21 protein-coding genes are annotated in these 25,228 nt (G+C 74.8%); 13 read left to right on the top strand and 8 right to left on the bottom strand.

Features of this window, described 5'->3' with window-relative positions; translation table 11 throughout:
- Nucleotides 1–165: 165 nt before the first annotated feature.
- A complete protein-coding gene (locus tag PUR71_RS32965; protein WP_329930849.1) occupies nt 166–1,608 on the top strand; it encodes a glyceraldehyde-3-phosphate dehydrogenase in 1,443 nt (480 codons plus the stop codon).
- Nucleotides 1,609–1,770: 162 nt separating this feature from the next.
- On the top strand, nt 1,771–2,607 hold the full coding sequence (locus PUR71_RS32960; protein WP_329930848.1) for a hypothetical protein: 837 nt from the start codon (nt 1,771–1,773) through the stop codon (nt 2,605–2,607).
- A 155-nt stretch (nt 2,608–2,762) separates the two neighbouring features.
- On the opposite strand, the gene PUR71_RS32955 is transcribed toward PUR71_RS32960, so the two are convergent.
- The 4 genes from PUR71_RS32955 to PUR71_RS32940 form a co-directional block, all read right to left on the bottom strand.
- Complete coding sequence (locus tag PUR71_RS32955; protein ID WP_329930847.1) at nt 2,763–3,968, bottom strand: carbohydrate-binding protein; 1,206 nt, start codon at nt 3,966–3,968, stop codon at nt 2,763–2,765.
- A 279-nt stretch (nt 3,969–4,247) separates the two neighbouring features.
- Nucleotides 4,248–5,231 (bottom strand): Lrp/AsnC family transcriptional regulator, encoded by a 984-nt coding sequence (locus tag PUR71_RS32950; RefSeq protein WP_329930846.1) that lies wholly within the window; start codon nt 5,229–5,231, stop codon nt 4,248–4,250.
- The gene (locus PUR71_RS32945; protein WP_329930845.1) at nt 5,221–6,705 is read right to left on the bottom strand and encodes an MFS transporter; all 1,485 of its coding nucleotides are present in this window, start codon (nt 6,703–6,705) and stop codon (nt 5,221–5,223) included. The genes PUR71_RS32950 and PUR71_RS32945 overlap by 11 nt, the downstream gene beginning before the upstream one ends.
- Nucleotides 6,706–6,849: 144 nt before the next feature.
- The gene (locus tag PUR71_RS32940) at nt 6,850–7,746 is read right to left on the bottom strand and encodes a LysR family transcriptional regulator substrate-binding protein (protein ID WP_329930844.1); all 897 of its coding nucleotides are present in this window, start codon (nt 7,744–7,746) and stop codon (nt 6,850–6,852) included.
- Between the two features lie 154 nt (nt 7,747–7,900).
- On the opposite strand from PUR71_RS32940, the gene PUR71_RS32935 reads away from it, so the two are divergent.
- The 7 genes from PUR71_RS32935 to PUR71_RS32905 all read left to right on the top strand — a co-directional run bounded on the left by PUR71_RS32935 (nt 7,901) and on the right by PUR71_RS32905 (nt 15,617).
- Nucleotides 7,901–8,869 (top strand): DMT family transporter, encoded by a 969-nt coding sequence (locus tag PUR71_RS32935; RefSeq protein ID WP_329930843.1) that lies wholly within the window; start codon nt 7,901–7,903, stop codon nt 8,867–8,869.
- A 239-nt stretch (nt 8,870–9,108) separates the two neighbouring features.
- Complete coding sequence (locus PUR71_RS32930) at nt 9,109–9,990, top strand: GNAT family N-acetyltransferase (RefSeq protein ID WP_329930842.1); 882 nt, start codon at nt 9,109–9,111, stop codon at nt 9,988–9,990.
- A gap of 61 nt (nt 9,991–10,051) precedes the next feature.
- On the top strand, nt 10,052–10,843 hold the full coding sequence (locus tag PUR71_RS32925; RefSeq protein WP_329930841.1) for an aminotransferase class IV family protein: 792 nt from the start codon (nt 10,052–10,054) through the stop codon (nt 10,841–10,843).
- Between the two features lie 182 nt (nt 10,844–11,025).
- Nucleotides 11,026–11,496, top strand: coding sequence for a hypothetical protein (locus PUR71_RS32920; RefSeq protein ID WP_329930840.1), 471 nt, complete (start codon nt 11,026–11,028; stop codon nt 11,494–11,496).
- On the top strand, nt 11,493–13,055 hold the full coding sequence (locus tag PUR71_RS32915; protein ID WP_329930839.1) for a multicopper oxidase family protein: 1,563 nt from the start codon (nt 11,493–11,495) through the stop codon (nt 13,053–13,055). The genes PUR71_RS32920 and PUR71_RS32915 overlap by 4 nt, the downstream gene beginning before the upstream one ends.
- A gap of 204 nt (nt 13,056–13,259) precedes the next feature.
- Complete coding sequence (locus PUR71_RS32910; protein WP_329930838.1) at nt 13,260–14,618, top strand: DUF2252 domain-containing protein; 1,359 nt, start codon at nt 13,260–13,262, stop codon at nt 14,616–14,618.
- 78 nt (nt 14,619–14,696) lie between these two features.
- On the top strand, nt 14,697–15,617 hold the full coding sequence (locus PUR71_RS32905; protein ID WP_329930837.1) for a DUF6891 domain-containing protein: 921 nt from the start codon (nt 14,697–14,699) through the stop codon (nt 15,615–15,617).
- Nucleotides 15,618–15,730: 113 nt separating this feature from the next.
- Here PUR71_RS32905 and PUR71_RS32900 read toward each other — a convergent pair whose 3' ends face one another.
- Both PUR71_RS32900 and PUR71_RS32895 read right to left on the bottom strand, forming a co-directional pair.
- A complete protein-coding gene (locus tag PUR71_RS32900; protein ID WP_329930836.1) occupies nt 15,731–16,636 on the bottom strand; it encodes a diacylglycerol kinase in 906 nt (301 codons plus the stop codon).
- Nucleotides 16,633–18,255, bottom strand: a complete 1,623-nt coding sequence (locus tag PUR71_RS32895) for an FAD-binding oxidoreductase (RefSeq protein WP_443077649.1) — start codon at nt 18,253–18,255, stop codon at nt 16,633–16,635. Before PUR71_RS32895 ends, PUR71_RS32900 begins: the two co-directional genes overlap by 4 nt.
- Nucleotides 18,256–18,275: 20 nt before the next feature.
- Here PUR71_RS32895 and PUR71_RS32890 point away from each other — a divergent pair, with 20 nt between their 5' ends.
- Together PUR71_RS32890 and PUR71_RS32885 are read left to right on the top strand one after the other, a co-directional pair.
- On the top strand, nt 18,276–18,914 hold the full coding sequence (locus PUR71_RS32890) for a TetR/AcrR family transcriptional regulator (protein WP_329930835.1): 639 nt from the start codon (nt 18,276–18,278) through the stop codon (nt 18,912–18,914).
- The gene (locus PUR71_RS32885) at nt 18,911–20,488 is read left to right on the top strand and encodes a glycerol-3-phosphate dehydrogenase/oxidase (RefSeq protein ID WP_329930834.1); all 1,578 of its coding nucleotides are present in this window, start codon (nt 18,911–18,913) and stop codon (nt 20,486–20,488) included. The genes PUR71_RS32890 and PUR71_RS32885 overlap by 4 nt, the downstream gene beginning before the upstream one ends.
- 18 nt (nt 20,489–20,506) lie before the next feature.
- On the opposite strand, the gene PUR71_RS32880 is transcribed toward PUR71_RS32885, so the two are convergent.
- Nucleotides 20,507–20,800, bottom strand: a complete 294-nt coding sequence (locus tag PUR71_RS32880) for a hypothetical protein (RefSeq protein ID WP_329930833.1) — start codon at nt 20,798–20,800, stop codon at nt 20,507–20,509.
- A gap of 246 nt (nt 20,801–21,046) precedes the next feature.
- Here PUR71_RS32880 and PUR71_RS32875 point away from each other — a divergent pair, with 246 nt between their 5' ends.
- Complete coding sequence (locus PUR71_RS32875; protein ID WP_329930832.1) at nt 21,047–21,622, top strand: TerD family protein; 576 nt, start codon at nt 21,047–21,049, stop codon at nt 21,620–21,622.
- Nucleotides 21,623–21,759: 137 nt separating this feature from the next.
- Here PUR71_RS32875 and PUR71_RS32870 read toward each other — a convergent pair whose 3' ends face one another.
- Entirely contained in the window at nt 21,760–23,007 is a 1,248-nt protein-coding gene (locus tag PUR71_RS32870; RefSeq protein ID WP_329930831.1) for an FAD binding domain-containing protein, read from the bottom strand.
- A gap of 159 nt (nt 23,008–23,166) precedes the next feature.
- Here PUR71_RS32870 and PUR71_RS32865 point away from each other — a divergent pair, with 159 nt between their 5' ends.
- Nucleotides 23,167–25,206, top strand: a complete 2,040-nt coding sequence (locus PUR71_RS32865; protein WP_329930830.1) for an NADPH-dependent 2,4-dienoyl-CoA reductase — start codon at nt 23,167–23,169, stop codon at nt 25,204–25,206.
- Nucleotides 25,207–25,228 lie beyond the last annotated feature (22 nt).

Raw genomic sequence — 25,228 nt, 5'->3', positions numbered from 1 at the left:
CGACACTTTCGACGAGCTTTTCGCCGATTGCGCCTCCGGGCGAATTGAACGCGTTCACAATCGAGTCGGCGGGCCCTCCGGTCGACGGCGGCCGGGGGAGGCCGACGGAGCGAAAATCCGCGAAGCTACCATGTGCGCAACACCCTCAGCTCGAAAGATGGACTTGTGACTGTCAACGACGACGTGTTCACGGACTGGAAGAACCGCGAGGAGATCGCGGAGTCGATGATCCCGATCATCGGGCGACTGCACCGCGAGAAGGACGTCACCGTCCTGCTCCACAGCCGGTCCCTGGTGAACAAGTCGGTGGTCAGCCTCCTCAAGACGCACCGCTTCGCCCGCCAGATAGCCGGCGAGGAGCTCTCGGTCACCGACACCATGCCGTTCCTCCAGGCGCTCACCGCCCTGGACCTCGGTCCCTCGCAGATCGACCTCGGGATGCTCGCCAGCACCTACCGGGCCGACGACCAGGGCCTGTCGGTCGAGGAGTTCACCGCCCGCGCCGTCGCCGGCGCCACCGGTGAGAACAAGCTGGAGCGCCGGTCCGCCCAGGACGTCGTGCTGTACGGGTTCGGCCGCATCGGCCGCCTCGTCGCCCGCCTGCTGATCGAGAAGGCCTCGGGCAACGGCCTGCGCCTGAAGGCCATCGTCGTGCGCAACGGCGGCGGCGACGACCTCGTGAAGCGCGCCTCGCTGCTGCGCCGCGACTCGATCCACGGCCAGTTCCAGGGCACGATCACCGTCGACGAGGCGAACAACAAGATCATCGCCAACGGCAACGAGATCACCGTGATCTACTCCGACGACCCGACCAAGGTCGACTACACGGAGTACGGGATCAAGGACGCCATCCTGATCGACAACACCGGCCGCTGGCGCGACCGCGAGGGCCTGTCCAAGCACCTGCGCCCCGGCATCGCCAAGGTCGTGCTCACCGCGCCGGGCAAGGGCGACGTCCCGAACATCGTCCACGGTGTCAACCACGACATGATCAAGCCGGACGAGCAGATCATCTCCTGCGCCTCCTGCACCACCAACGCGATCGTCCCGCCGCTGAAGGCGATGGAGGACGAGTACGGCGTCGTGCGCGGCCACGTGGAGACCGTCCACTCGTTCACCAACGACCAGAACCTGCTGGACAACTACCACAAGGCCGACCGCCGCGGCCGCTCGGCGCCGCTGAACATGGTGATCACCGAGACCGGTGCCGCCTCGGCCGTCGCCAAGGCCCTGCCGGACCTCAAGGCGCGGATCACCGGCAGCTCGATCCGCGTGCCCGTGCCGGACGTCTCGATCGCCATCCTCAACCTCCAGCTGAAGCGCGAGACGACCCGCGAGGAGGTCCTGGACCACCTGCGCGAGGTCTCGCTGACCTCGCCGCTGAAGCGCCAGATCGACTTCATCGACTCGCCCGACGCGGTCTCCAGCGACTTCATCGGCTCGCGCCACGCCTCGATCGTCGACGCCGGCGCGACCAAGGTCGAGGGCGACAACGCGATCCTCTACCTGTGGTACGACAACGAGTTCGGCTACTCGTGCCAGGTCGTCCGGGTCGTCCAGTACATCTCGGGCGTCGAGTACCCGACGTTCCCGGCCCCGGCGGTCTGAACCGTCCGCACCGCGTGACACCGTGACGGCGGTGGGCGGCAGCCTCGCGAGAGGTCGCCGCCCACCGCCGTTCCGCGTTCCCGGGGCGGTGGGGCTCCCCGCCGCCGGCCCGGGGGCGAACGGCTATCTTGATGGGTCACGGACACCGGGAGGGAGCGGGCGATGGGCAGGATCGGTCGGCGGACGGCCGCCGTAGTGGCGGCCGGAGTGCTGGTGGGGGTGCTCGGCGGGTGCGCGTCGGGCGACAAGGGCGCCGCCAAGGACGCCGCGGGGACGGCGAGTTCGGGGTCGAGCGCGTCGGCGGCGGCGAGCGGCGCGGCCGGTGCGGCCGGCGCCCGGGCGTCCGGCCCGGCTGCCGGTGGTGCCGCGGGTGATGCGGCTTCGGCGCCTGCGCCCGGTGCGGCGACACCGCCGGCGGGTGGCGCCGACGGGTCCGTGCCGTCGCCGGCCGCGGGCGGGGCCGGGGTCGGGGCGCCCGGGGCGGACTCGGACGCCGTGCTGCTGGACGACAAGCTCGTCCTCCAAGTGCTGCCGGACGTCAAGACGATGGCCGGGTGGGAGGAGGAGAAGCGGCGCGTCGACACCGCCGACCACGCCACCACCTGCACGGCGGCGGCGCCCTGCACGGGGAAGCCGCTCAGCGGCTCGGTCCGGTTCTCCTCGGGCGACGTCGTGGCCCGGTTCATGATCGACACGTTGCCGACCCGGGACGCGGCCAAGGACCGCCTCAAGGAGACCAGCGCCTCGTACCGCAGCGGACCGTTCAAGGCCGTGGACTCCGCAGTGCTGGGAAGTGAAAGCCAGGTGTTCCAGGGGCAGTTGGCGGGCAGCGAGGGGGTCGGGATCGTGCTGCGCTCGGGCACGGTGGTGGCGAGCGTGACGACCGAGGGCGGCCCGGTGGACATCGCGGCGACGCGGCGGTTCGCGACGATGCTGGTCAAGCGGATCGAGCAGGCGCAGGCCGGCCGGACGCCGGACGCGGGGCTCGCCGCGCTCTGACAGCCCGCTCCTGACCGCCGGGTGAGCGCCGCGGACACCGGACGGCGAACAGATGACAGAATCTGTTCGCTGAAATCTGTCATCTGTTATCTGTTATCTGTCAGGGCGGACCCGGTGGCAGCACCGGGCCCGCCCCCCCTTCCAGGCGCGGACCGTCAGCAGGGGCCGTCGTCGGCCCAGACGCCCCACTGGCCGCTGGCGCTCGGCACCTCGTTCAGCGTCCACCACTTGGCGTGGTAGTCGTGCCCGTTGTACGACACCTTGTTCCCCGCGGTGTACGTCGTGCTCGCGCTCCACGCCGGGAGGGTGCAGGCCCCCGGGGTCGTGGGCGGAGTCGTCGGGGGAGTGGTGGGCGGCGTGCTCGGGGGAGTGGTGGGCGGCGTCGCGCCGGCGAACTTCGCCGTGTACTTCGTGAAGTCCCAGTCGCCCTGCGCCACGCTGGAGCAGGAGCCGGACAGCCCCGGGTCCACCGGTCCCTGGCACTGCCGGTCGCGGTTGACCGACCAGAAGGTGTAGCGGGCCAGGCCGTGCGCGGTCGCGAAGTCCAGCACGGTCTGGAAGTCGGCCTGGTGGAAGTACTCGGCGGCGTCCGTGCGGCCGTTCATCATCGACACGCCCTCGTGGGCGTACGCGGTGGCCTCGGACCAGCCGAAGGTGTTCTGCAGGATCTGGTTGAACTTCACCAGTGCGTCCGTCTGGGCGGCGGCGCCGTTGAACCCGCCGTCGAACGGCATGATCGAGAAGTTGTCGGGCGTGAAGCCCACGGACTTGGCCTCGTTGAGCATCTGGGTGCCGAACCAGCCGGTGCCCGCGGTGGTGCCGGCCGTGGTGATCGACACGTACAGGCCGGGGTTGTTCTGCTGGAGGATGCGGGCCGCGCCGATCTCGTTGTGGATCGCGGCCGTGTTCTCGTACTCCGGCTCCTCCAGGTCGAAGTCGATCGCCTTGAGCTGGTACTTGGTGACGACCTGCTGGTAGCCGGCGGCGGTCGCCTCCGCAGTGCCGCAGACCTGGCCGAGCTTGGTGCCGCCGTAGCCGCCGACCGACACCGAGACGTCGCCGCCCTTGCCGCGGATCGTCCGGATCACCGATGGCATCGTCGTGTCGGAGTCGATCGAGGACGTCCCGCCCCAGGCGGGGGCGCAGTTGTTGCCCTGCGCGAGGACGAAGGCCAGCTGGAAGGCCTTCTGCCCGGTGGCGTCCATCACCGCGGCGGCGTCCGGCGGGCTGTTGTCCTCGGGCATCAGGTACGGCGCCGAGGCGTACCAGTTGCTGCCCAGGCCGGCCGTGGCGGTGGTGTCGGCGGACGCGGAGCCGGAGGCGCTGACGGCGGTGACGCCGCCCGCGACCAGTCCGAGCACGCCGGCGACGGCGAGGGCGGTCCGGCGCGAGGCCCTGTGGGCGGTCCGGCCGGTGCGGGGCCCGCGGGCCCCGGGGGCTCTGTGGGGCGCGGCGTGTGGGGGAAGAGCGCGTTCCATCGGAAGCCTTTCCAGGAAACGGCAGGAGGAGGTGACCCGTCCGCGCCGGACGTGGGGGTGGGCGCGCGGGCCGAACGGCCCGTCGGCGGGGGGTCGTTGCCGAGGACTGTCACTGGTATAGACCTGTTTCGGAAGGGTGGTCAACCCCGAAACGGTCAAGCGTCACTGCGGGGCCCGGGTGGGCGGCGGCGGGACGGGGCCGGAGGACTTGAGGGTCCGCAGGACGGGCGCGGACTCCAGGACGGTGATCTCGGGGAAGGCGGCGAGGTCACGGGTGAGATAGCGGTGCAGGTCGGCCGGGCCGGCGCAGAGCGCGGTGGCGACGAGGTTGGTGCGGCCCGTCGTCGCCGCGACGAAGGCGAGTTCGCGGTGGCCGGTGAGCGCGAGCGCGACCCGGTCCAGGCGCGCGGGGGCGACGGTCATCCACAGGAGCGCCTGCAGGCCGGCACCGTGCAGGCGGGGGTCCAGCTCGACGTCGAGGAAGACGGCGCCCTCGGCACGGAGTTGGGCGAGGCGGCGGGCGACCGTCGCGGGGGTGCGGCCGGTGGCAGCGGCGAGCTCGCCGAGAGCGGCACGGCCGTCGTGGTGGAGCACGGCGAGCAGCGCCCGGTCGGCCGCGTCGAAGGCCGGCGGGGTGAGTGGGGCGGGTCCGGGGGTCGGCGGGCGCAGCAGGTCCTGTTGCTCCTCGCTGAGCGTGCAGGCCCCGCCCGGCCACACGGTGGGACCGCCCCGGTAGGTGTGCAGCAGGCAGTGCGCCGAGACGGCCGTGACGGTGGCCGTGCGCGGCACGTCGCGCAGCAGCAGGGCGTGGTCGTCGTCGCCGGGCGCGGTCTCGACGATGGCGGTGATCTCGGTGCCGCCCGAGGTCAGGTGCACCCAGGCCGTGTCGCTGCGCCGCACCAGCGCCCGGGCGACGCCCTGGGCGGCGTGCGGACCGGCGGTGAGGCGCAGCAGCCACTGCGTGCGCCCGGCCCGCCGCGGGTCGGCGAGCCCGACGACCCGCAGGCACGCCTCCGCCCGCAGCCGCCGGTAGCGTCGGGCGACGGTCTGCGGTGAGACGTCGAGCACCGTGGCGACGCGGCTGAACGGAGCGCGGCCGTCGATCCGCAGGGCGTGGACGAGTGCGCGGTCGAGCTCATCGAGCATGCGGGGCTTCCAGGGGTTCGGCGGCCGGTTCCGGAGCGGTCTCCGATTCTGCCCGGCCCGGCCCCGGGTCTTTGACCGCGTCCGGACCGCCACCCCGGCCCGGACCGCTCGCGCGCAGCGCCCGCCCGGCCACCGCGACCACGGCCAGCGCGGCGAGGCCCGCCCAACAGGCCCGCTGCGCGCCGGCGGTGTCCGCCGACTCGAGGTAGATCCGGCCGAGCACGGCGACGCCGACGGTGGTGCCGAACTGCTGGACGGCGTTGAGGAGTCCGGCGGCGGAGCCGATCTCCTGAGGTCGCAGCGGCGCCAGCGCGGCGGTGAAGAAGGACGGCGTGAACAGACCCTGCCCGACGCCGACGACCGCGAGCGCGCACGGCAGCAGCGCCGGGTGGCCGCCCGCGCCGAACGCCCCGGCGGTCGCCAGGACGCCCGCCGCCATGACCGCGAGCCCGGCGCCGCGCACCCGCGACCCGTACCGGCCGACCAGGTGGGCGCCGGCGCACCAGGACGCCACGGCCATCCCGGCCGAGCACGGCAGGAGCGTCAGCCCGGCGGTCAACGCGTCGGCTCCGGAACCGACTTGCAGCTGGAGCACGACGACGAGGGTGAGCCCGGTGCCCGCCCCGAAGAACAGCGCGGAGCACACCAGCGCGGCCGGGAAGCGGGCGGACGCGAAGAGGCTGGTCTCGACGAGCGTGCCGCGCCCGCGCCGCGCGCCACGGCGCTGATGGGCGGCGAAGGCCACCGCGGCCACGCACCCGGTGGCGAGCGACGCGAGCGCCGGACCGCCCGTCAGCGTGCCGCCGGAGCGCAGCGGCGGGAGGACGAGGAGGGCGGTCGCGAGCGCGGCGAGTGCGGTGCCCGCCGGGTCGAGGCCGGGCCGTAGGGGCGCGCGGTCCTCGGCGAGGAGCGGGGCGAGGGCGAGGACGGCGAGCGAGAGCGGCACGTTGACCAGGAAGACCGCCCGCCAGGAGGACCCGAACAGGTCGGCGTGCGTCAGCACCCCGCCGAGGACCGGGCCGCACACGGCCGCCAGCCCCATCACCGGGCCGATGCTGCCGAGCGCCCTCGCCGTCTCCTCGCCGCGGAACATCGCCTTGATCAGGCCGATGGTCTGCGGCACGATCAGCGCCGCCGCCGCGCCCTGGACGGCACGGAAGGCGATCAGCGCGCCGAGCGTGGGCGCCGCGGCGCAGGCCAGGGAGGCCAGGAGGAACCCGGCGACCCCGACGCGGAACACCCGCCGCCGCCCGGCCCGGTCGCCCAGCCGGGCGCCGGCGAGCAGGAGGACGGCGAACGGCAGGGTGTAGGCGGAGGTCAGCCACGGCACGGCGGAGACCGGGCCGCCGAGCTCGGCGTGCATGCGCGGTGCGGCGACCTGGACGATCGTCGCGTCCAGGAGGTTCATCGCCTCGGCGGTGAGCAGCGCGGCGAGCGCCGCCCAACGGCGGTGGTGCGGTGCGGAGGTGGACAACGGGGCTCCCTCGGAGAGCGGACGGGCAACGCCCGTCACCCTGCGGTCGGCGCAGCACCGGATCCAGCCGACCGATGCTCCAGCCACGAAAAGTTCCACCGAGGACGCCCCGGCCGCAGAAATGCGCCGGAGCCCGCGCCGGGTTCACGCCTCCGCGAGGGCCTCCGCCGCCGGCGCCGGGGACACCGCCGCCAGCAGCCCGCTCACGGCGGGGGACCACGGCCGGCCGGCCGGTCCGGTGAGCGTCAGGGTGCGGTGGACGGCGGGCCGGATCGGGATGAGGACGCAGCCCGCCGGGATCATCGTCAGCGCGAGCGCGGGCATCACCGAGACGCCGACGCCCGCGTGGACCATGCCGATGAGCGTGTTGAGGTCACGGATCCGGTGCCGCGGGGAGAAGCGGGTGCCGGCCCGGCGGTACGCCTCGCGGATGTGTCGCTCGCAGCCGCCCTCGGAGAGCAGGAAGTCGTCGTCCTCGAGGTCCGCGACGTGGATGGACTCCTGCGCGGCGAGGGGGTGGTCGCGCCGGAGCAGCGCGTGCATGGAGTCCGCGCCGAGCGGGACCGCGCCGGGCGGCGGCGCTCCGGCGTCGACCAGGACGGCGGCGTCGACCGTGCCCGCCTCCAGCCAGACGGCCAGCTCGGTGTCCTCGCCCTCGAAGATCGAGACCGTCACCTGCGGGTGCGCCGCCGCCCAGTCCCGGAGCAGCCCGGGTAGCAGCACCTGGCAGACGGTGGTGGGCGCGGCCAGCCGGACGGTGCCGGTGAGGCCGCCCGAGTGCCGGGTGGCGATGGCGCGGACGGCGCAGGCCGAGGCGACCGCCGTGCGGGCGTGCGGCAGGATCTGCTCGCCCAGCGGGGTCGGCCGGGCGGGGCTGCCGCGGTGCAGCACGGGCGCTCCGAGGGTGCGCTCCAGGGCGGCGACCGCGTGCGAGACGGCGGACTGGGTGATGCCCAGGTCGTCGGCGGCGGCGCCGAAGCCGCCGGCGTCGGCCACCGCGATCAGCGCCCTGAGCTGGGCGAGGTTGACCTCCGAAGCCATGAGACTTCCTCATCCGTCCGGCATCATCACTTGTTGGACTCATGCTCCCCGGCGGGGCCACCCTCTGTCCAGGACGGACGGCCCGGTGCGGACCGTCCTGGAGCGGACGGCCGCGGTACGGGCCGTCCCGGACGGGGAGACGGGGAGGACGGACGTGAACGGAACGCGGAGATGGTGGCCGGGGTTCGTGGTGCTGTCCGCGATCTGGGGCGCGAGCTTCGCCCTGATCAAGGTCGCGCTGGCGGCGGGGGTGCCGCCGGTCTGGGTGGCGCTGTGGCGGTGCGTGCTCGGGGCGGCCACGCTGTGGGCGGTCCTCGCGCTGCGGCGCGAACGGGTGCCGCGCGAGCGCGCGGTCTGGGGGCACTCGGCGGTGGTCGCGGTGCTGCTCAACACCGTGCCGTTCACGCTCTTCTCGTTCGGCGAGACGAAGGTCAGCTCGGTGCTCGCCGGGGTGCTGAACGCCACCACGCCGCTGTTCACGCTGCTGTTCGCGGTGGCCGCGGTGGCGGGGGAACGCCGCCCGGGGGCGCGCCGGCTGAGCGGCCTGGTGCTCGGCTTCGCCGGTGTGCTGACGGTGCTCGGCGTCTGGCGGGGCATCGGCTCGGGCGAGCTCGCCGGTGGGCTGGCCTGCCTGGGCGCGGCATGCTGCTACGGCGCGGGCTTCGCCTACCTGCGACGCTTCCTGAGCGGCCGGCCGTACGGCGTCACGGCGCTGTCGGCGACCCAGATCACCTGCGCCGCGGCGGAACTGGCCGTCGTCGCACCCCTCGGCGCGGGCGCGCCGCACTGGCCCGGCGCGGGCGCCGCGGGGGCGCTGCTGACCCTGGGCGCGGCCGGCACCGGCTTCGCGTACGTGCTCAACCTGGGCCTCGTCCGTGCGGCGGGCACCGCGGTGGCCTCGGCCGTCACCTACGTGACACCGGTCTGGTCGATGGCCCTGGGCGCGGCCTTCCTCGCCGAACCCATCGGCTGGAACGCCCTCGTGGGCGGCGTGGCCGTGATCTCCGCCGTCGTACTGACCCGACCCGCGCGGGCGGAGGCGGTCGCGGAGAGCCCGGCGCAGGCCCCGGAGAGCCCGGCGCAGGCCCCGGAGAGGGCGAGCGCCGAAGCGGCACACGGCTGACGGACGCACTGCTCGTGGACGTACGGACACCGACATCGGGAACTCCCTTCCCAGGCGCCACCGGCACCACCGGGGACGACGGCACCACTCGTACGACGGCACCCCGTCACGACCGTCACGACCGTCACGAAGCGGACGGCTGAATTCGTATCCGATCTGACGTTCGGTGTCCACCGAATTACGATCCGTGCCCACCACGGGTCTATCGTGGCCGTGTGGTGAGGTCTTGGGATGCAGCGGTGGAACGGGCGCAGGATCGGCTGGCGGCGGGGCCGCGGCTGACGGTGGTGCTCGAGGGGGACGAACGGCGCTTCGCGCTCTGGGACTTGGCGTCCCTGGTGGAGGGCGAGCTGGGGGAGCGGGTGGACCCGGACGCCCTCGCGCCGGATGTCGAGCGGCGGTGGCGGGAGCGGCTCGGCGAGAGCGGCCGGGAGTGGCCGGGCGGCGAGCTGTACCGGCGCCGGTACTGGGTGCTGGGCGCGGACGGCGCGGTCGCCGGGACGGTCGCCGTCGACAACTGGACGCGGGGGCCCGGCCAGCTCGCCGTCTCCTCGCTCTACCTGCGGCCGGAGGCCCGCGGGCGCGGCCTGGCCGCCGGGGTACTGGACGACGTGTACCGCGCGGCGGCCGCCGAGGGCCTGCCCGGCTACCGGCTGGAGGCGCACTGGACCTGGCAGCACGCTGTCCGCTACTACCTGCGCCGGGGCCTGTGGGTGGTCGGCTGGAAGCACTCGCTCGCCCTCGCGCGGATGCCCCAACTGCCGCCCTACCGCGTGCGGGAGGAGGACGGGCGGCTGCTCCTGCTGGTCGAGGACGGCGCCCAGGGGTGGGTGCCGCTGCTGGCCGCCGGGTGCGAGGGCCGCTGGCTGCGGCTGGACGAGACGGCCGCCTACCGGGCCACGGACGGCTGGGTGCACGGCTACGCGCGCTCGACGCTCGCGCTGCACCTGGCGCTCGCCGGCCGCCCGCTGGTGCGCGGGCCGCAGTGGTGGGCGGAGGCGTGGCGCTGGGCGGACACCGGCGAACCGGAGGGGCTCGCCCACAAGATCGAGCACTTCGAGCAACTGGCCGCCGCGGCGGGCCGGCGGTTCGTCACCCCGTACCGCCCGGTCTCCCCGTAGGACCCCGGTCCCACCACCGGCTCTAGGCGCAATCGCGCCGCGGTCCTGCCAGACTCGCCCCATGGCTGAGATCGAGATCGACGGCGCCCCCGCCGACGCGGCGCGGGTGGCGGCGCTGGGGCTGCTGAACTACGGGCACTTCACCACCCTGCGGGTCGGGGCAGGCCGGGTCCGGGGCCTGGCGCTGCACCTGGAGCGGCTGGTGCGGGACTGCCGGGCGCTGTTCGGCGCCGAACTGGACCCGGACGTCGTGCGCGGGCGGATCCGCGCGGTGCTGCCGCCGGACGGCGCGGAGGCGATCGTCCGGGTCACCGTCTACGACCCGGAGCTCGGTCTGGAGCGCCCGTCCGGTCCGGCCGCGCCGAGCCTGCTGGTCACCACCCGCCCGGCCCCGGCCGCCGTGCCCGGCCCGCTGCGGGTGCGCACGGTCGCCTACGTGCGGGAGGCGCCGCAGGTGAAGCACGTCGGGCTGTTCGGCCTGATCCGCCACCGTCGCGAGGCCCAACTCGCCGGGTTCGACGACGCGTTGCTGGTGGACCCGGCGGGCCGGGTGACGGAGGGCGCCACCTGGAACGTCGGCTTCGTCGACGACGGCGGCCGCGTGGTCTGGCCGCAGGGCCCGAGCCTGCCGGGTGTCACCGCCGCGCTGCTCGCCCGCGCGTACGGCGGGCCTCAGGAGAGCGGGCCGGTGGACGCCGTCGAGCTCGACCGGTTCAAGGCCGCGTTCGCGGTGAACGCGGGCGTCGGCGTCCGTCCGGTGGCGGCGGTCGACGGCACGCGCTTCGACGCGGACCACCCCGTCCTCGGCGAACTCCGCACCGCCTACGAGGGGGTGACGGCCGACCCGGTGTGAGCCGGGGCCGGGGGCGCCCCCGGTGCCCGGTCCGTCCCCCGACCGGGTGAACCCGGCGGGCCGAACCGGCGCAAAGGGATCACCCGGACGCCCAACCATCCGCATTGCCGCCGATCGTGATGCCGGATCAGCTACGCTCTCGCCCGCCCCGCCCGACCCGCCGAGCAGAGAGCGACCTCGCAATGACCAGTCCTCCCGCGGCCCCCGCGCCCCGCTGGCCGCTGATCCTCCTGCGCGTCACCTCGACCACGCTGGGCCTGCTGGCCGTCCTCCAGACCGTGCTGGCCGGGAGCTTCCTCAACGGCACCTACGAGTCGCTCGAGGACCACGAGGGCAACGCGATGACGCTGGCCACCGTCGCCGTGCTGCAGCTCGCGGTGGCCGTCCTGGTCCGGTGGCCAGGGCGCGGGCCGCTGTGGCCGCTGTGGAGCACCGCCCTCCTGGCGGTGGCGGTCATCGGCCAGATCGCCGCCGGCTACGGCCGGGCCGTCGGCGTCCACGTCACGCTCGGCGTCCTGCTGGTCAGCGGCATCCTGTTCGCGCTGGTCGGCGCCTGGCGCGAGCCGCTGCCCGCCCGCGCCGCCGCCGCTCCCGAGCCGGACGGCAGCGGGCGGCTGCCCCGGCCGGGCGGGCCCGTGGAGGTGGCCAAGTGAACCGGCGCCGCTTCCTCGGCATCGGCGCCTCCGTCCTCGGCGCGGGCACGCTGGCCGCCGTCGCGGGGCCCTCGGCGGCCCGGCTGCTGGCCGAGGGCCGGCCGGGCCGGCTGCTGAGCAGCGGGCTCCAACCGCCGCCCGCGTTCCAGGTGCCGCTGCCGGTGCCGCCGGTGCTCAAGCCGGTCGGCGGCGACGCCGCGGCCGACCGGTACGAGATCGTGCAGCGGGTCGCCGAGCTGGAGATCCTGCCGGGCGTGCGCACCGAGGCCTGGACGTACGGCGGCAGCTGGCCCGGCCCGACGGTGGTCACCCGCTCCGGCCGGGCGGCGGTGGTCAAGCACCGCAACGAGCTGCCGGTGCCGTCCGTCGTCCACCTCCACGGCGGCCACACCCCGGCCGACAGCGACGGCTACCCGGTCGACCTGCTGCTGCCCGTCGGATCGAGCGCGAGCGTCGACGCCATGGCGGGGATGCCCGGCATGGAGCACCACGCGGCCGGGAGGTCCGTCACCGGCGAGCGCGTCCACACCTATCCGGGCCACCAGCGCGCCGCCACCCTCTGGTACCACGACCACCGGATGGGCTTCACCGGCCAGGGCGTCTGGCGCGGCCTGGCGGGCTTCCACCTCGTCCACGACGACGAGGAGGGCGCCCTGCCGCTGCCGCACGGCGACCGCGACCTCCCGCTCATGCTCGCCGACCGCTCCTTCGCCGAGGACGGCTCGTTCCTGTACCCGGCGCAGGGCGCCGACCGGCCCGGCGTCACCTCCGACTACGCGAACGGCGTCCTCGGCGACGTCATCCTGGTCAACGGCGCGCCGTGGCCCCGCCTGGACGTGGACCGGGCGCGCTACCGGCTGCGGTTCCTCAACGCCTCCAACGCCCGCCTCTACCGCCTCGAACTCGACCCCCAGCCGTCCGGCGGCGACGCCCTCGTCCAGATCGGCTCGGACGGCGGCCTGCTGGCGGCCCCCGTCGCCCACGACGCCCTGGAGATCGCCCCCGCCGAGCGCTTCGACGTCGTCGTCGACTTCTCCCGCTACCCGCCCGGCACGGCCGTGCGCCTGCTGAACCGCTTCGGCAGCGGCAGGACCGCCGAGGTCATGCGCTTCGACGTCACCTCCCGGCAGGTCACCGACGACGCGACGGTGCCCGAGCGGCTGTCCGCGGTGGAGGCGCTCGACGCCTCCGCCGCCGCGGCCACCCGCGACTTCGCCTTCCGGCGCAGCCGCGGCGACGGCTGGACGATCAACGGCGACCCGTACGAACCCGGCCGCGACGTCGCGGACCCGGTCCTCGGGGCCACCGAGATCTGGCGCTTGTCCACCGACCTGCACCATCCCGTCCACGTGCACCTCAACCACTTCCAGGTGCTGTCGCGCAACGGCAAGGAGCCGGGCCCCTACGACGCCGGGTGGAAGGACACCGTCGACCTGCGGCCGGCCGAGGAGGTGGAGGTGCTCGTGCGGTTCACCGACTACGCGGGGACGTACATGCTGCACTGCCACAACCTGGAGCACGAGGACATGGCGATGATGGCGGACTTCGCCGTGCGGTGACCGCGGCCCCGGGGACGGCCGCCCGCCGGCGACCGGAGGCGACGTCCGGAAACCGCCCCGGTGAACGGGACCCGGGCATGGCGGCGCAGGAACCGGGGGATCATCCGTTCGGCGCAGCGCCGGAGGGCGCGCGGTGCCCCTCCGGTGGCAGTCGCCTAGCGTCGCCCGGAGGGGTACCCGCCGAGGCCGACCGAGGAGCCGCGCATGACCACGCCCGCCGAACGCCGCCGCCGGGGCCGGGCCGCCCGCGAACGGGTCCCCCGCTCCGCGCACGGCCGGTGGATCCCCGCCGCCGACCGGCCCGACCCGGTCGCGGTGCTCGAGCGGCAGGGCGAGGACCGGGTCGCGCGGCTGCTGCCGATCCGCTACGGCCGGATGGCCGACACCCCCTTCGCGTTCCTGCGCGGCGCCGCCGCCGTCATGGCCGCCGACCTCGCCGCCGGGCCCGACACCGGCCTGACCGTCCAGCTCTGCGGCGACGCCCACCTGGTGAACTTCGGGCTCTACGCCTCGCCGGAGCGCGCCCTGCTCTTCGACGTCAACGACTTCGACGAGACGTACCCTGGCCCCTTCGAGTGGGACGTCAAGCGCCTCGCCGCCAGCGTCGCCGTCGCCGCCCGCGACAACGGGCACGGCGAGGAGCGCGTGCGCCGCGCCGCGCTGAGCGCCGGCCGCGGCTACGCCGCCGCGCTGCGCCGGCTGGCCGGGATGGGCGAACTCGACGTCTGGTACAGCCGTTTCGACAGCGCCGACCTGCTGCCGCTGGTGCGCCGGGGCAGGCAGCGCCGGCGGGTCGAGGCGGACCTCGCCGCCGCCCGGCGCCGCACCAGCCTCCAGGCCTTCGGCAAGCTCACCGAGGAGCGGGACGGCCGGCGGCGCATCGTCAGCGCGCCGCCGCTGGTCGAGCGGCTGTCGAAGGCCGAACTGGGCTCCGTCGGCCAGGTGTTCAGCGACTACCGGGCCACCCTCGCCGAGGACCGGCGGGTGCTGCTCGACCGCTTCCGCTTCGTCGACGCGGCGGTGAAGGTGGTCGGGGTGGGCAGCGTCGGCACCCGCTGCTACATCGTCCTGCTGGAGGGCCGGGACGGGCGCGACCCGCTGTTCCTCCAGCTCAAGGAGGCCGGGCGCTCGGTGCTGGAGGAGCACCTGCCGGCGGCGCGGGTGGACGCCGAGGTCGCCGCGCACCACGGCGGGCGGCGCGTCGTCACCGGCCAGCACCTCATGCAGGCGGCGAGCGACATCTTCCTCGGCTGGACGACGGGCCCGGCCGGGCGGCACTTCTACGGCCGCCAGCTGCGCGACATGAAGGGCTCGGCGGACGTCTCGGACATGGCCCCGGCCGGCCTGCGCGCCTATGCCGACCTGTGCGGGCGCACCCTCGCCCGCGCCCACGCCCGCACCGGCGACCGGCTCGCCATCGCGGGCTACCTCGGCTCGGCCGACACCTTCGCGGAGGCGATCGCCGACTTCGCGGTGCTGTACGCGGACCGCACGAGACTCGACCACGCGGAACTGGTGGCCGCGATCGGGGAGGGGCGGATCAGGGCCACGCGGGGCGTGTGAGCGGCCGGCCGGCCGGCCCCTCCGTCCGTCCGACCGACCGTCAGCGGCATTGTCAGTGGCGTGTGCCAGGGTGACCCCATGCTGGCGATCACGGTGCAGGAGAACGACGGGACGCGACACGTCGGGGCGGGTGCGGACGCCCTCGGCGCGCTGGTCGGGCGGCTGGGCGCGGACGGGGACAACTTCGTCGTCGTCCAGCGGGTGCCCGACCTGCCCGACGTCTACATCCAGGTCTGGCACGCCGAGGGCGGCGACTACGCCCTGGAGTACCGGGACGGCTCCGCCGACCGCCACTACGAGGTCACGCTCGACGGGCCCGAGCCGGTGGTCACCGCCATGCTCGGCTGGGCGCGCCGCGAGCCCGGCTGGGGCGACGGGCTGGACTGGAAGCCGCTCGCCATGGGCCCCGCCCCCGAGCCGGCGCCCCCGCTCGACCTGCCGCCCGGCGAGCGCCGCGACCTCGAGGAGCGGCTGCGCCTCACGCTGGCCTGCGGCTACACCACCCGCGCCGCGCTCGCCGAGGAGGCCGCGGAGTACCTGCTCTCCCCGGAGGGCAGTCCGGTCTCCCGCGAGCAGGCCGAGCAGCTCGCCGACCGGCTGTGGCTGGAGCGCGTCGGCGAGCAGACCGGCTGGGTCGGCGAGACGGACCCGGAACGCCTCGCCCGCGCCTTCGCCGCGCTGGACGCCGCCGGCATCACCGCCCGCGAGCACTTCACCTGCTGCCGCACCTGCGGGGAGGCCGAGATCGCCGCCGAGGGCGCGCCCGACGCCCGCGGCTTCGTCTACTTCCACTCCCAGTGCACGGAGTCGGCCGCCAGCGGCCACGGCCTCTCCCTCCTCTACGGCGGCTTCGACGGCTCCCCGCTCACCACGACCGCCGTCGGCCACGAGGTGGTGGCCGCCCTCGCGGACGCCGGCTTCCCGGTGGTGTGGAACGGCGACGCCGGCCACGCGATCGAGATACGCCCGCTGCTCTGGCGCAAGCGACTGGTGGGCTGAGCGGTGGGCGAGGTTCGGACGGAAGGTGGCCTGCGCCGCACGAGGTCCACCCCCGGGGCGCTGGGCGGCCGGGGTGGACAGTGCCGATTGGTGGGCCGGCACCTCGTAGGGCGCTAAGGGACGAGCAGGTGCAGGGCGCCCGGGACGGCGGTGACCTCGACCGGCAGCGGGGCGATGAACTCGCCGTCGGCGTAGGACGTGATGCCGGGGGACTCGATCCGCAGGGACGGGGTGCGGTGGGTCTCCACCTCGGGGTGGTGCACGTGGGTGCCCTGGAAGACGGTCGGGAAGAAACGGGCGATCCGCAGCCGGGGCATCGCGGCGACGACGGTGACGTCGAGCAGGCCGTCGTCGGGCATCGCGGCAGGGCAGATGAGCATGCCGCCGCCGTAGCTGCGGGTGTTGCCGACGGCGGCCAGGGTGAGGTCGCGTTCGATGACGGTGCCGTCGGCGAGGGTGATGCGGAAGGGCAGCGGGCGCAGGTTGGCGAACTCGGCGAGGATGGCGAGGTTGTAGCGCATCCGGCCGCGCGGCCAGCGCAGGCGGTTGGTGCGGTCGCTGACCAGGGAGTCGAAGCCGGTGGCGAGGACGGAGCCGAACCAACGGGCCGTCCCGTCCGGGCCGGTGATCCGGCCGAGGTCGACGGTGCGGGTCCGTCCGGCGGCGATGACGTCGGCGGCGGCCTCGGGGGCGTCGCGCGGCAGGCCGTACTCGCGGGCGTGGTCGTTGCCGGTGCCCGCGGGGACGATCCCCAGCGGGACGGCGGTGCCGGCGACGGCCTGGAGCGCGAGGTTGACCATGCCGTCCCCGCCGACCACGGCCAGCGCGTCCGCCCCGCCCGCGACGGCCTCGCGGGCGAGGCGGACGGAGTCCTCGGCGTCGCGCCCGGCGTGGCGCCGGACCTCGACGCCCAGGGCCCGCAGCCGGGCGACGGCCCGCTCGGCTGCGGGCGCGGCGTGTCCCGCGCCCGCCGCCGGGTTGGCCAGCAGCGCGACGGTTCTCGGCGCGCGCGTCGTCACGGGATCAGCTTGCCCGGGTTGAGGATGCCCGCCGGGTCGAGCTCGGCCTTGACCGCGCGCAGGATCCGCACGCCCAACTCGCCGATCTCGTCGGTCATCCAGGGCCGGTGGTCGGCGCCGACGGCGTGGTGGTGGGTGATGGTGGCGCCCGCCGCGACGATCGCGTCGCACGCCGCGTGCTTGGCGGCGCCCCACTGCGCGAGCGGGTCCTCGCCGAGGGCCGCGACGACGGTGAAGTAGAGCGAGGCGCCGGTCGGGTAGACGTGCGAGATGTGGCAGAGCACGAGCGCGCCGGGCAGCGCGGTGGTGAGCGCCTCGGTGACGGCGGCCCGCAGCTGCGGCAGGCGGTTCCAGTTCGTCGCCGTCTCCAGGGTCTCGCAGAGCGCGCCGGCGCCGAGCAGGGAGTCCCGCAGGTAGGGCGCGTTGAAGCGGCCGTGCTCCCAGGCGCGGGCGGGGGCCTCGCCGAGCGAGGTGCCGCCGGCCGCGAGGAGCACCTCGCGGGTGAGCCGGTGCCGGGCGGCGACCTGCTCCGCGGTGCCCTCGAAGACGGTGACGGCGAGGCAGCCGCTGACCGCGGGGGACCCGCCGATCTGCTCCGTCATGGCCAGGTTGACCATGGTCTCCGCCTCGTCGGAGAGCCGGATGACGGTCGGTCCGGTGCCCTGCTGCTCGACGGCGCGCAGCGCGGCGGCGCCGGTCGCGAAGTCGGGGAAGCTCCAGGCCTCGTGGGCCTTGACGGCCGGGAGGGGGTGCACGCGGACGCGGACGGCGGTGATGATGCCGAGGGCGCCCTCCGAGCCGAGGAAGAGCTCGCGCAGGTCGGGGCCGGCGGCGGAGGCCGGGGCGCGGCCGAGGTCCAGCACGCCGACCGGGGTGACGACGCGCAGACCGCGCACCATGTCGTCGAAGCGCCCGTGGCCGGCCGAGTCCTGGCCGGAGGAGCGGGTGGCCGCGAATCCGCCGATGGTCGCGAAGCGGAAGCTCTGCGGGTAGTGGCCGAGTTCGTGGCCGCGCTCGGCGAGCAGCGCCTCCGCGGCCGGGCCGGTGAGGCCGGCGCCGAGGAGGGCCTCGCCGGAGGTCTCGTCGAGGTCGAGCAGCCGGTCGAATCGGCGCAGGTCGAGCGAGACGACGGCGTTCAGGGCGCCGCGCTCGGGGTCGAGGCCGCCGACCACGCTGGTGCCGCCGCCGAACGGCACGACGGCGATGCGGCGTTCGGCGCACACCGCGAGCAGCGCGGCGATCTCGTCCTCGCTGCCGGGCAGCACGACGGCGTCGGGCGCGTCCTGCGGCTCGCGGCTGCGGCGGCGCAGCAGGTCGGGGGTGGACTTGCCGCCGGCGCGGGGGAGGCGGTCGGCGTCGGCGGCGCTCACGTGCGCCTCGCCGACGACGGCGGCGAGCGCCAGCAGGTCGGCGTCGGTGAGCCGGGAGGGATGCAGGCGGACCTCGTCGGCGGTGGGGCCGGGCTCGGCGTCGCCGGTGACACCGAGGGCGGCCGCGAGCAGTCCCTTGATGTCCGCGGACAGCTCCTTGGCGAGGGCCGGGTCGCCCCAGGCGTCCCACTTCATCGGGGGGAGCGGCAGCGCGGCGTCGGCCGGGCCCGCTTGCGTCTCAGGTGCCATGCGTTACAGTTTCACACATCATGTCAAGTAGTAACGCCACCTCCCCGGCCTCCCAGGACGCCCCGGGCGCGCCGGACGCCGATGCCCCGGACCGGCCGCGCAGCACCGACGATGCGATCCTCGACGCCGCCGCAGAGCTGATCGTGCACCTCGGCGTGCGCCGGACGCAGCTCGCCGAGATCGCGCGCCGCGCCGGGGTCAGCCGCCCGACCGTCTACCGGCGCTGGCCGGACGTGAAGGCGGTGATCGGAGCGCTGCTCACCCGGGAGATCCTGGCGGCCACCCAGCAGGGCGACGTGCTGGACGTGCACGACCGCGAGACCTTCGTCGACCGCGTCGTCGAGGTCGCCGTCCGGTTGCGCGACCACCCGGTGCTCGGGGCCCTGCTGCACTCCGACGACTCCGACCTGCTCCTGGAGTACGTCGTCGAACGGCTCGGCACCAGCCAGCGCGGCCTTCTGGAGGCGCTGCGCACCGGCATCGAGCAGGGCCAGGCGCACGGCTCGATCCGGGCCGGCGAGCCGCTCGAACTGGCCGCCATGGTGCTCCTCATCGCCCAGTCCACCGTCCAGTCGCACCGCATGGTCGCCTCCCTGCTGCCCGAGGCGGCCTGGCGGCGCGAACTGGCCCGAGCGTTGAACGGATACCTCGCGCCATGACGCCTCCCTCCACTCCCTCCGTGCCGCCCGCGGGCCCCTTCGCGGGGTCGAGCCGGCTCAACGGCACCAGGCGGGCGGTGGAGCTGGACGCGCTCGCCGGCCGGCCGCAGGTCGACCTGCTCGTGATCGGCGGCGGCGTCACCGGCGCCGGGGTCGCCCTGGACGCCGCTGCGCGCGGCCTGCGCACGGTGCTCGTCGAGTCCCGCGACCTCGCCTTCGGCACCAGCCGCTGGAGCTCCAAGCTCGTGCACGGCGGCCTGCGCTACCTGGCCTCCGGGCGGATCGGCGTGGCCCGCGAGAGCGCCGTCGAGCGCGGGGTGCTGATGACCCGCACCGCGCCGCACCTCGTCCGGGCCCTTCCCCAGCTCGTGCCGCTGCTCCCGGACCTCCTGCGCCCCGGGCAGGGCGCGCTGATCCGGGCCGGTTTCCACGCCGGCGACGCGTTGCGGCTGAGCGCCGGCACGCCCGGCGCGCTGCTGCCCCGGGTGCGCCGGATCGACGCCGAGCGGACCCGCCGCCTGGTGCCGGGCGTCCGGACGGCCGGGCTGCGCGGCGCGCTCGTCGCGCACGACGGCCAACTCGTGGACGACGCAAGGCTGGTGCTCGCGCTGGCCCGGACGGCCGCGCAGTACGGTGCGACGGTGCTGACCCGGGTCCGCGCCGAGGACGTCACCGGCGGCTCGGCCCGGCTGGTCGACACGGTGGGCGGCCACGAGCTGACGATCAGTGCCGGCGCCGTGATCAACGCCACCGGCGTGTGGGCGGGCGAGGTCGATCCGTCGATCCGGCTGCGGCCGAGCCGCGGCACCCACGTCCTGGTCGACGCCGCCGCGCTCGGCCACCCGACGGCCGCGCTCACCGTGCCGGTCCCCGGCTCGACCAGCCGCTTCGTCTTCGCACTGCCCCAGCAGCTCGGCCGGGTCGCGATCGGCCTGACCGACGAGGACGCGCCGGGCCCGATCCCGGACGAGCCGGTGCCGACCGACGGCGAGATCACCTTCCTCCTGGACACCGTCAACGCGGCCCTGAGCACCGCGCTGACCAGGGCGGACGTCCGCGGCGCCTACGCCGGGCTGCGCCCGCTGATCGACACCGGCGGTGGGAACACCGCCGACATCTCCCGCGAGCACGCGGTGCTGGAGTCCCCGTCCGGGATGGTCACGGTGGTCGGCGGCAAGCTCACCACCTACCGGCGGATGGCCGAGGACGCGGTGGACGCCGCCGTCCGCCTGCGCGGCCTGCCGGCGCGGGCGTGCTGGACGGCCCGGCTGCCGCTGGTCGGCGCCCCCGGACACCGCGACAGCCGCCCGCTGCCGGAGCGCGGCGTGCCCGCCTCGCTGCTCGCCCGCCACGGCGGCACGGCGGCGGAGGTGCTGGAGGCCGGCGAGCTCACGCCGGTCGCCGAGGGGATCGACGTGACGCGCGCGGAGATCGCGTACGCCGTGACGCACGAGGGCGCGCTGGACGCGGCGGACGTGCTCCACCGCCGGACCAGGATCGGCCTGGTGGCGGACGACGCGCAGCGGGCGGCGAAGGCCGTCGACGAGATCCTGGCGGAGCGTCAGGAAGGCTGAGGTGCCGAGTGGTTCGCCTCAGCGACCGACGCGTTCCGGCATCGCCCGCGCCGCGCCGGCCAGCTCCAGCACGCACGTGAGTGGGTGCTCCGCGACCCCCGTGCGGTCCAGCCGCACGGCGAGCGGCACCGGCGGCTCCTCGGCGAGCTGCCCGGCCAACGTCAGCGGGTAGGAGCCGTGCCCGTGCACGCGGTGGAACGCGCACTCCTTGCCGTCCACCAGCAGTTCGGTCTCGGTGATCCAGCCGGAGCGGACGTTGACGGTGACCGAGTGGCCGGCCTGGTCGAGGTGGAAGCTGTGCCGCTGGCGCATGGGAACCTCCCGCGCGGTCGCCGGGCGGCGCGCCCCGCCCGCACGGCCAGTGTAGGTCGGCCGCCCGGGCCGGGCCCTTCCGCGAAGGAGCCCGGCCCTTCTGCGGAGGAGCCTTGCCCGTCCGCGCGGGAAGCGGGCCCGCGCACCCCTGAGAAAAGCCGGGGGACGGCAGCGACCGCAGGTGGATTCTCGTGATCTCTACAGTGTTGTAGATTCCTCCGCAGGGAGAGATCCGAGGAGGGAATCGTGGGAGTTTCGCTGGCCAAGGGCGGCAACGTCTCGCTGAGCAAGGAGGCGCCCGGCCTGAGCGCCGTGATCATCGGGCTCGGCTGGGACGTCCGGACCACCACCGGTGCGGACTACGACCTGGACGCCAGTGCGCTGCTCTGCAACGCCCTCGGCAAGGTCGTGTCGGACCAGCACTTCGTGTTCTTCAACAACCTGCGCAGCCCCGAGGGTTCGGTCGAGCACAGCGGCGACAACCTGACCGGTGGCGGCGACGGCGACGACGAGCAGATCAAGGTCGACCTGGCCCGGGTGCCCGCCGACGTGGCGAAGGTCGTCTTCCCGGTGTCGATCTACGACGCCGACGCGCGCATGCAGAACTTCGGCCAGGTCCGCAACGCGTTCATCCGCGTCGTCAACCAGGCCAACGGGCAGGAGATCGCCCGCTACGACCTGAGCGAGGACGCCTCCACCGAGACCGCGATGGTCTTCGGCGAGCTCTACCGCAACGGCGGCGAGTGGAAGTTCCGCGCGATAGGCCAGGGCTACGCCTCCGGCCTGCGCGGCATCGCGAGCGACTACGGCGTCAACGTCTGATCGTCCGGCCCGTGTTCACGGGGCCGGCGCGAGCGGGCCGTGCGAGAGCGCGGCCCGCTCGGTGCGTTCGTCCGGGCTTCCCCCCCGGCTCTGGCTTCCCCCGGGCGTGAGGCTTCCGGGCTCTGGCTTCCCTGTGCTCAGGCCCCCGGCCGTGAGCCGAGGGGGCTGCCGCCGAACCCTCCGCTGCCGGTGACCTGCCGGTGCCACCAGGCGGCCATCGCGGACTCGTCCATGGCCGACCAGTCCGGCGCGTCGACGACCTGCGCGGCGCCGAGCCGACGGCCCAGGTCCACCAACTCCAGCCCGGCCGAGCCCCGTTCGCGCTCGTAGGCGGACAGCGCGGTGGTCCACGAACCGTCGGCGCCGCGCACCGCCTCCTCGAACGCGTGCGCGTCCTGGAGCGCCTTCACCGCGCCGCTGGTGTTGTGCGGGCGGACGACCGTGGCGGCGTCCCCGGCGAGCACCAGGCGCCCGGCCGTGCGCCGCGGGGTCGCGAGGTCGTAGATCGGCTGGAGGAAGGTGCGCTCCGGCGGGGTCAGGGTGACCACGGCCGCCCAGTACGGCGGCAGCCGCCGTTCGGCGAGCTCGGCGAGTCCGCCCGCCCGCCCGGCGTCCAGCGCGCCCGCCGGGATGCTGGTCGGCCCGCTCAGGCGCAGCCAGTCGGGCGTGGGCGCGTAGAAGACCCAGTTCACCTGCGTGGTGCCGGGATCGACGCCCGGGATGCGGTAGAGCACGACCTGGCCGCCCGGGAAGCAGACGGTCGCGCACTCCTCCTCGGGCCACGCCGCCGCGCCGCCGGGCAACCGCTCCAGCAGTGCGGCGTCGTAGCTGCCGCGCCAGCACACGTACCCGGCGTACTCGGGCCCGACCCGCGGGCAGACGGCCTCGCGGACCGCCGAGCGGTAGCCGTCCGCGCCGATCACGAGGTCGTACGTCTCGCGGCTCCCGTCGCCGTCGGTCACCCAGGCGCCGTCGTCGTCACCGCCGACCTCCGTCACCGTCGTGCCGAGCCGGAACTCCACCTCCGCGGGCGTCCGTGCGCGCAGGGACTGCCAGAGCACGCCCCAGTGGAAGGAGTGGAACTCGAAGGGCTGCGTCCACAGCCGCCGTCCACGAGCGTCGCCGTCGCCGCCCGGCGCGTCGTCGCGGGTGACCCAGCGGCGCAGGGCGAGGCGGTGGCGGCGGACGTCGGCCGGGACGTGCCCGGCGTCGACGAGCTCCGCGAACCGCGCGTCCTGCATGCAGAGGCCGACGCCGCGGTCCTCCAGCAGGCCGGGACTGCGCTCCAGGACCACGACCCGCTCCGCCCCCTGCCGGGCCGCCACCCCGGCGAAGGCGCTTCCCGCGATGCTGCCGCCGACCACGGCGACCGAGCCACCCCGCATGTCCGTCCCCCTCCTGCGCAACTGCTTCCGATGCCACCAGGACGATACCGCCGCGTCCTTATGCAACTAGTTGCACATGGCTCAGGGCGTCCCCTACTCTGCGGTAACCAGAGCACCCGCATCCAGAGCACCCGCGCCCCGAGGACCCAGGAGACGTCGATGAGCGCCACGCCCGGCAGCCCCTACCCCCACCTGCTCAGCCCGCTCGACCTCGGCTTCACCACCCTGCCCAACCGCGTGGTGATGGGCTCGATGCACGTCGGCCTGGAGGAGGCCCCCGACGGCTTCGACCGCATGGCCGCCTTCTACGCCGAGCGCGCCCGCGGCGGCGTCGGCCTGATCGTCACCGGCGGCATCGCCCCCAACGAGGCCGGGCGCCCCTGGGAGGGCGGCGCGATGCTCACCACCGAGGAGGAGGCCGACAAGCACCGCGTCGTCACCGACGCCGTGCACGCGGCCGGCGGCAAGATCGCCATGCAGATCCTGCACTTCGGCCGCTACGCCTACCACCGCGACCTCGTCGCCCCCAGCGCGCTCCAGGCGCCGATCAGCCCGTTCGTCCCCAACGCGCTCACCGCCGAGCAGGTCGAGCAGACCGTCGAGGACTTCGCGCGCTGCGCCGAGCTCGCCCGCCGGGCGGGCTACGACGGCGTCGAGATCATGGGCTCCGAGGGCTACCTGATCAACGAGTTCATCGTCGCGGCCACCAACCAGCGCGAGGACGAGTGGGGCGGCGCGTACGAGCAGCGGATGCGCTTCCCGGTCGAGATCGTCCGCCGGGTCCGCGAGCGGGTCGGCGAGGACTTCATCATCGTCTACCGCCTCTCCATGCTCGACCTCGTGCCCGGCGGCTCCACGCTCGCCGAGGTCGTGCAGCTCGCCCAGGCCGTCGAGGAGGCCGGCGCGAGCATCATCAACACCGGCATCGGCTGGCACGAGGCCCGCATCCCGACCATCGCCACCTCGGTGCCGCGCGGCGGCTTCGCGTGGGTCACCAAGAAGGTGATGGGCTCGGTCGGCATCCCGCTCGTCACCACCAACCGCATCAACACCCCCGAGATCGGCGAGCGGCTGCTCGCCGACGGCTACGCCGACCTGGTGTCGATGGCCCGCCCGCTGCTCGCCGACGCCGACTTCGTCGCCAAGGCCGCCGACGGCCGTGCCGACTCCATCAACACCTGCATCGGCTGCAACCAGGCCTGCCTCGACCACACCTTCAACCTCCAGATCACCTCCTGCCTGGTCAACCCACGCGCCTGCCACGAGACCGAGCTGGTGCTCTCGCCGACCAAGCTCCGCAAGCGCATCGGTGTCGTCGGGGCCGGCCCGGCCGGGCTCGCGTTCACCGTCTCCGCCGCCGAACGCAGCCACGACGTCACGCTGTTCGACGCCGCCGACACGATCGGCGGGCAGCTGAACATCGCCCGCCGCATCCCCGGCAAGGAGGAGTTCGACGAGACGCTGCGCTACTACCGCACCCGGCTGGCCGAGTTGGGCGTCACCCAGCGCCTGGGTGCCGTCGTCACCGCCGGCGAGCTCGCCGCCGAGGGCTTCGACGAGATCGTCCTCGCCACCGGCGTCACCCCCCGCACCCCCGCCGACCTCCCCGGCGTCGACCACCCCAGCGTGGTCGGCTACCTCGACGTCCTGCGCGACGGCGCCCACGTCGGCGAGCGCGTCGCCATCCTCGGCGCCGGCGGCATCGGCTTCGACGTCGCCGAGTACCTCACCGACCAGGGCGACGCCGCCAGCCTCAACCCGCCCGTCTTCCAGGCCAAGTGGGGCATCGACGCGGAGTACCGCGAGCGCGGCGGCCTGCGCCGCCCCGAGCCGCCCAAGCCCCCGCGCCAGGTGCACCTGCTCCAGCGCAAGACCACCAAGGTCGGCGCCGGACTCGGCAAGACCACCGGCTGGATCCACCGCACCGAACTCAAGCACCGCGGCGTCATGATGGTCGCCGGCGTCACCTACGACCTCATCGACGACGCCGGACTGCACGTCACCATCGACGGCGAGCGCCAGCTCCTGCCCGTCGACACCGTCGTGCTGTGCACCGGCCAGGAACCGCGCCGCGACCTCGACGCCGAGCTGCGCGCCCTCGGCCACGCCCCGCACCTGATCGGCGGCGCCGACGTGGCCGCCGAACTCGACGCCAAGCGGGCCATCAAGCAGGGCACCGAGCTGGCGGCGGCGCTCTGACCCGCCGCGGCCCCTAGGATCG

Origin of the sequence: Streptomyces sp. SP17BM10, assembly GCF_036322405.1 — a bacterium.
In the GTDB taxonomy this organism is placed as follows: Bacteria; Actinomycetota; Actinomycetes; order Streptomycetales; family Streptomycetaceae; genus Kitasatospora.
Note: the sequence above shows the minus strand (reverse complement) of the source record. Positions and strands in the feature narration are given on the sequence as shown.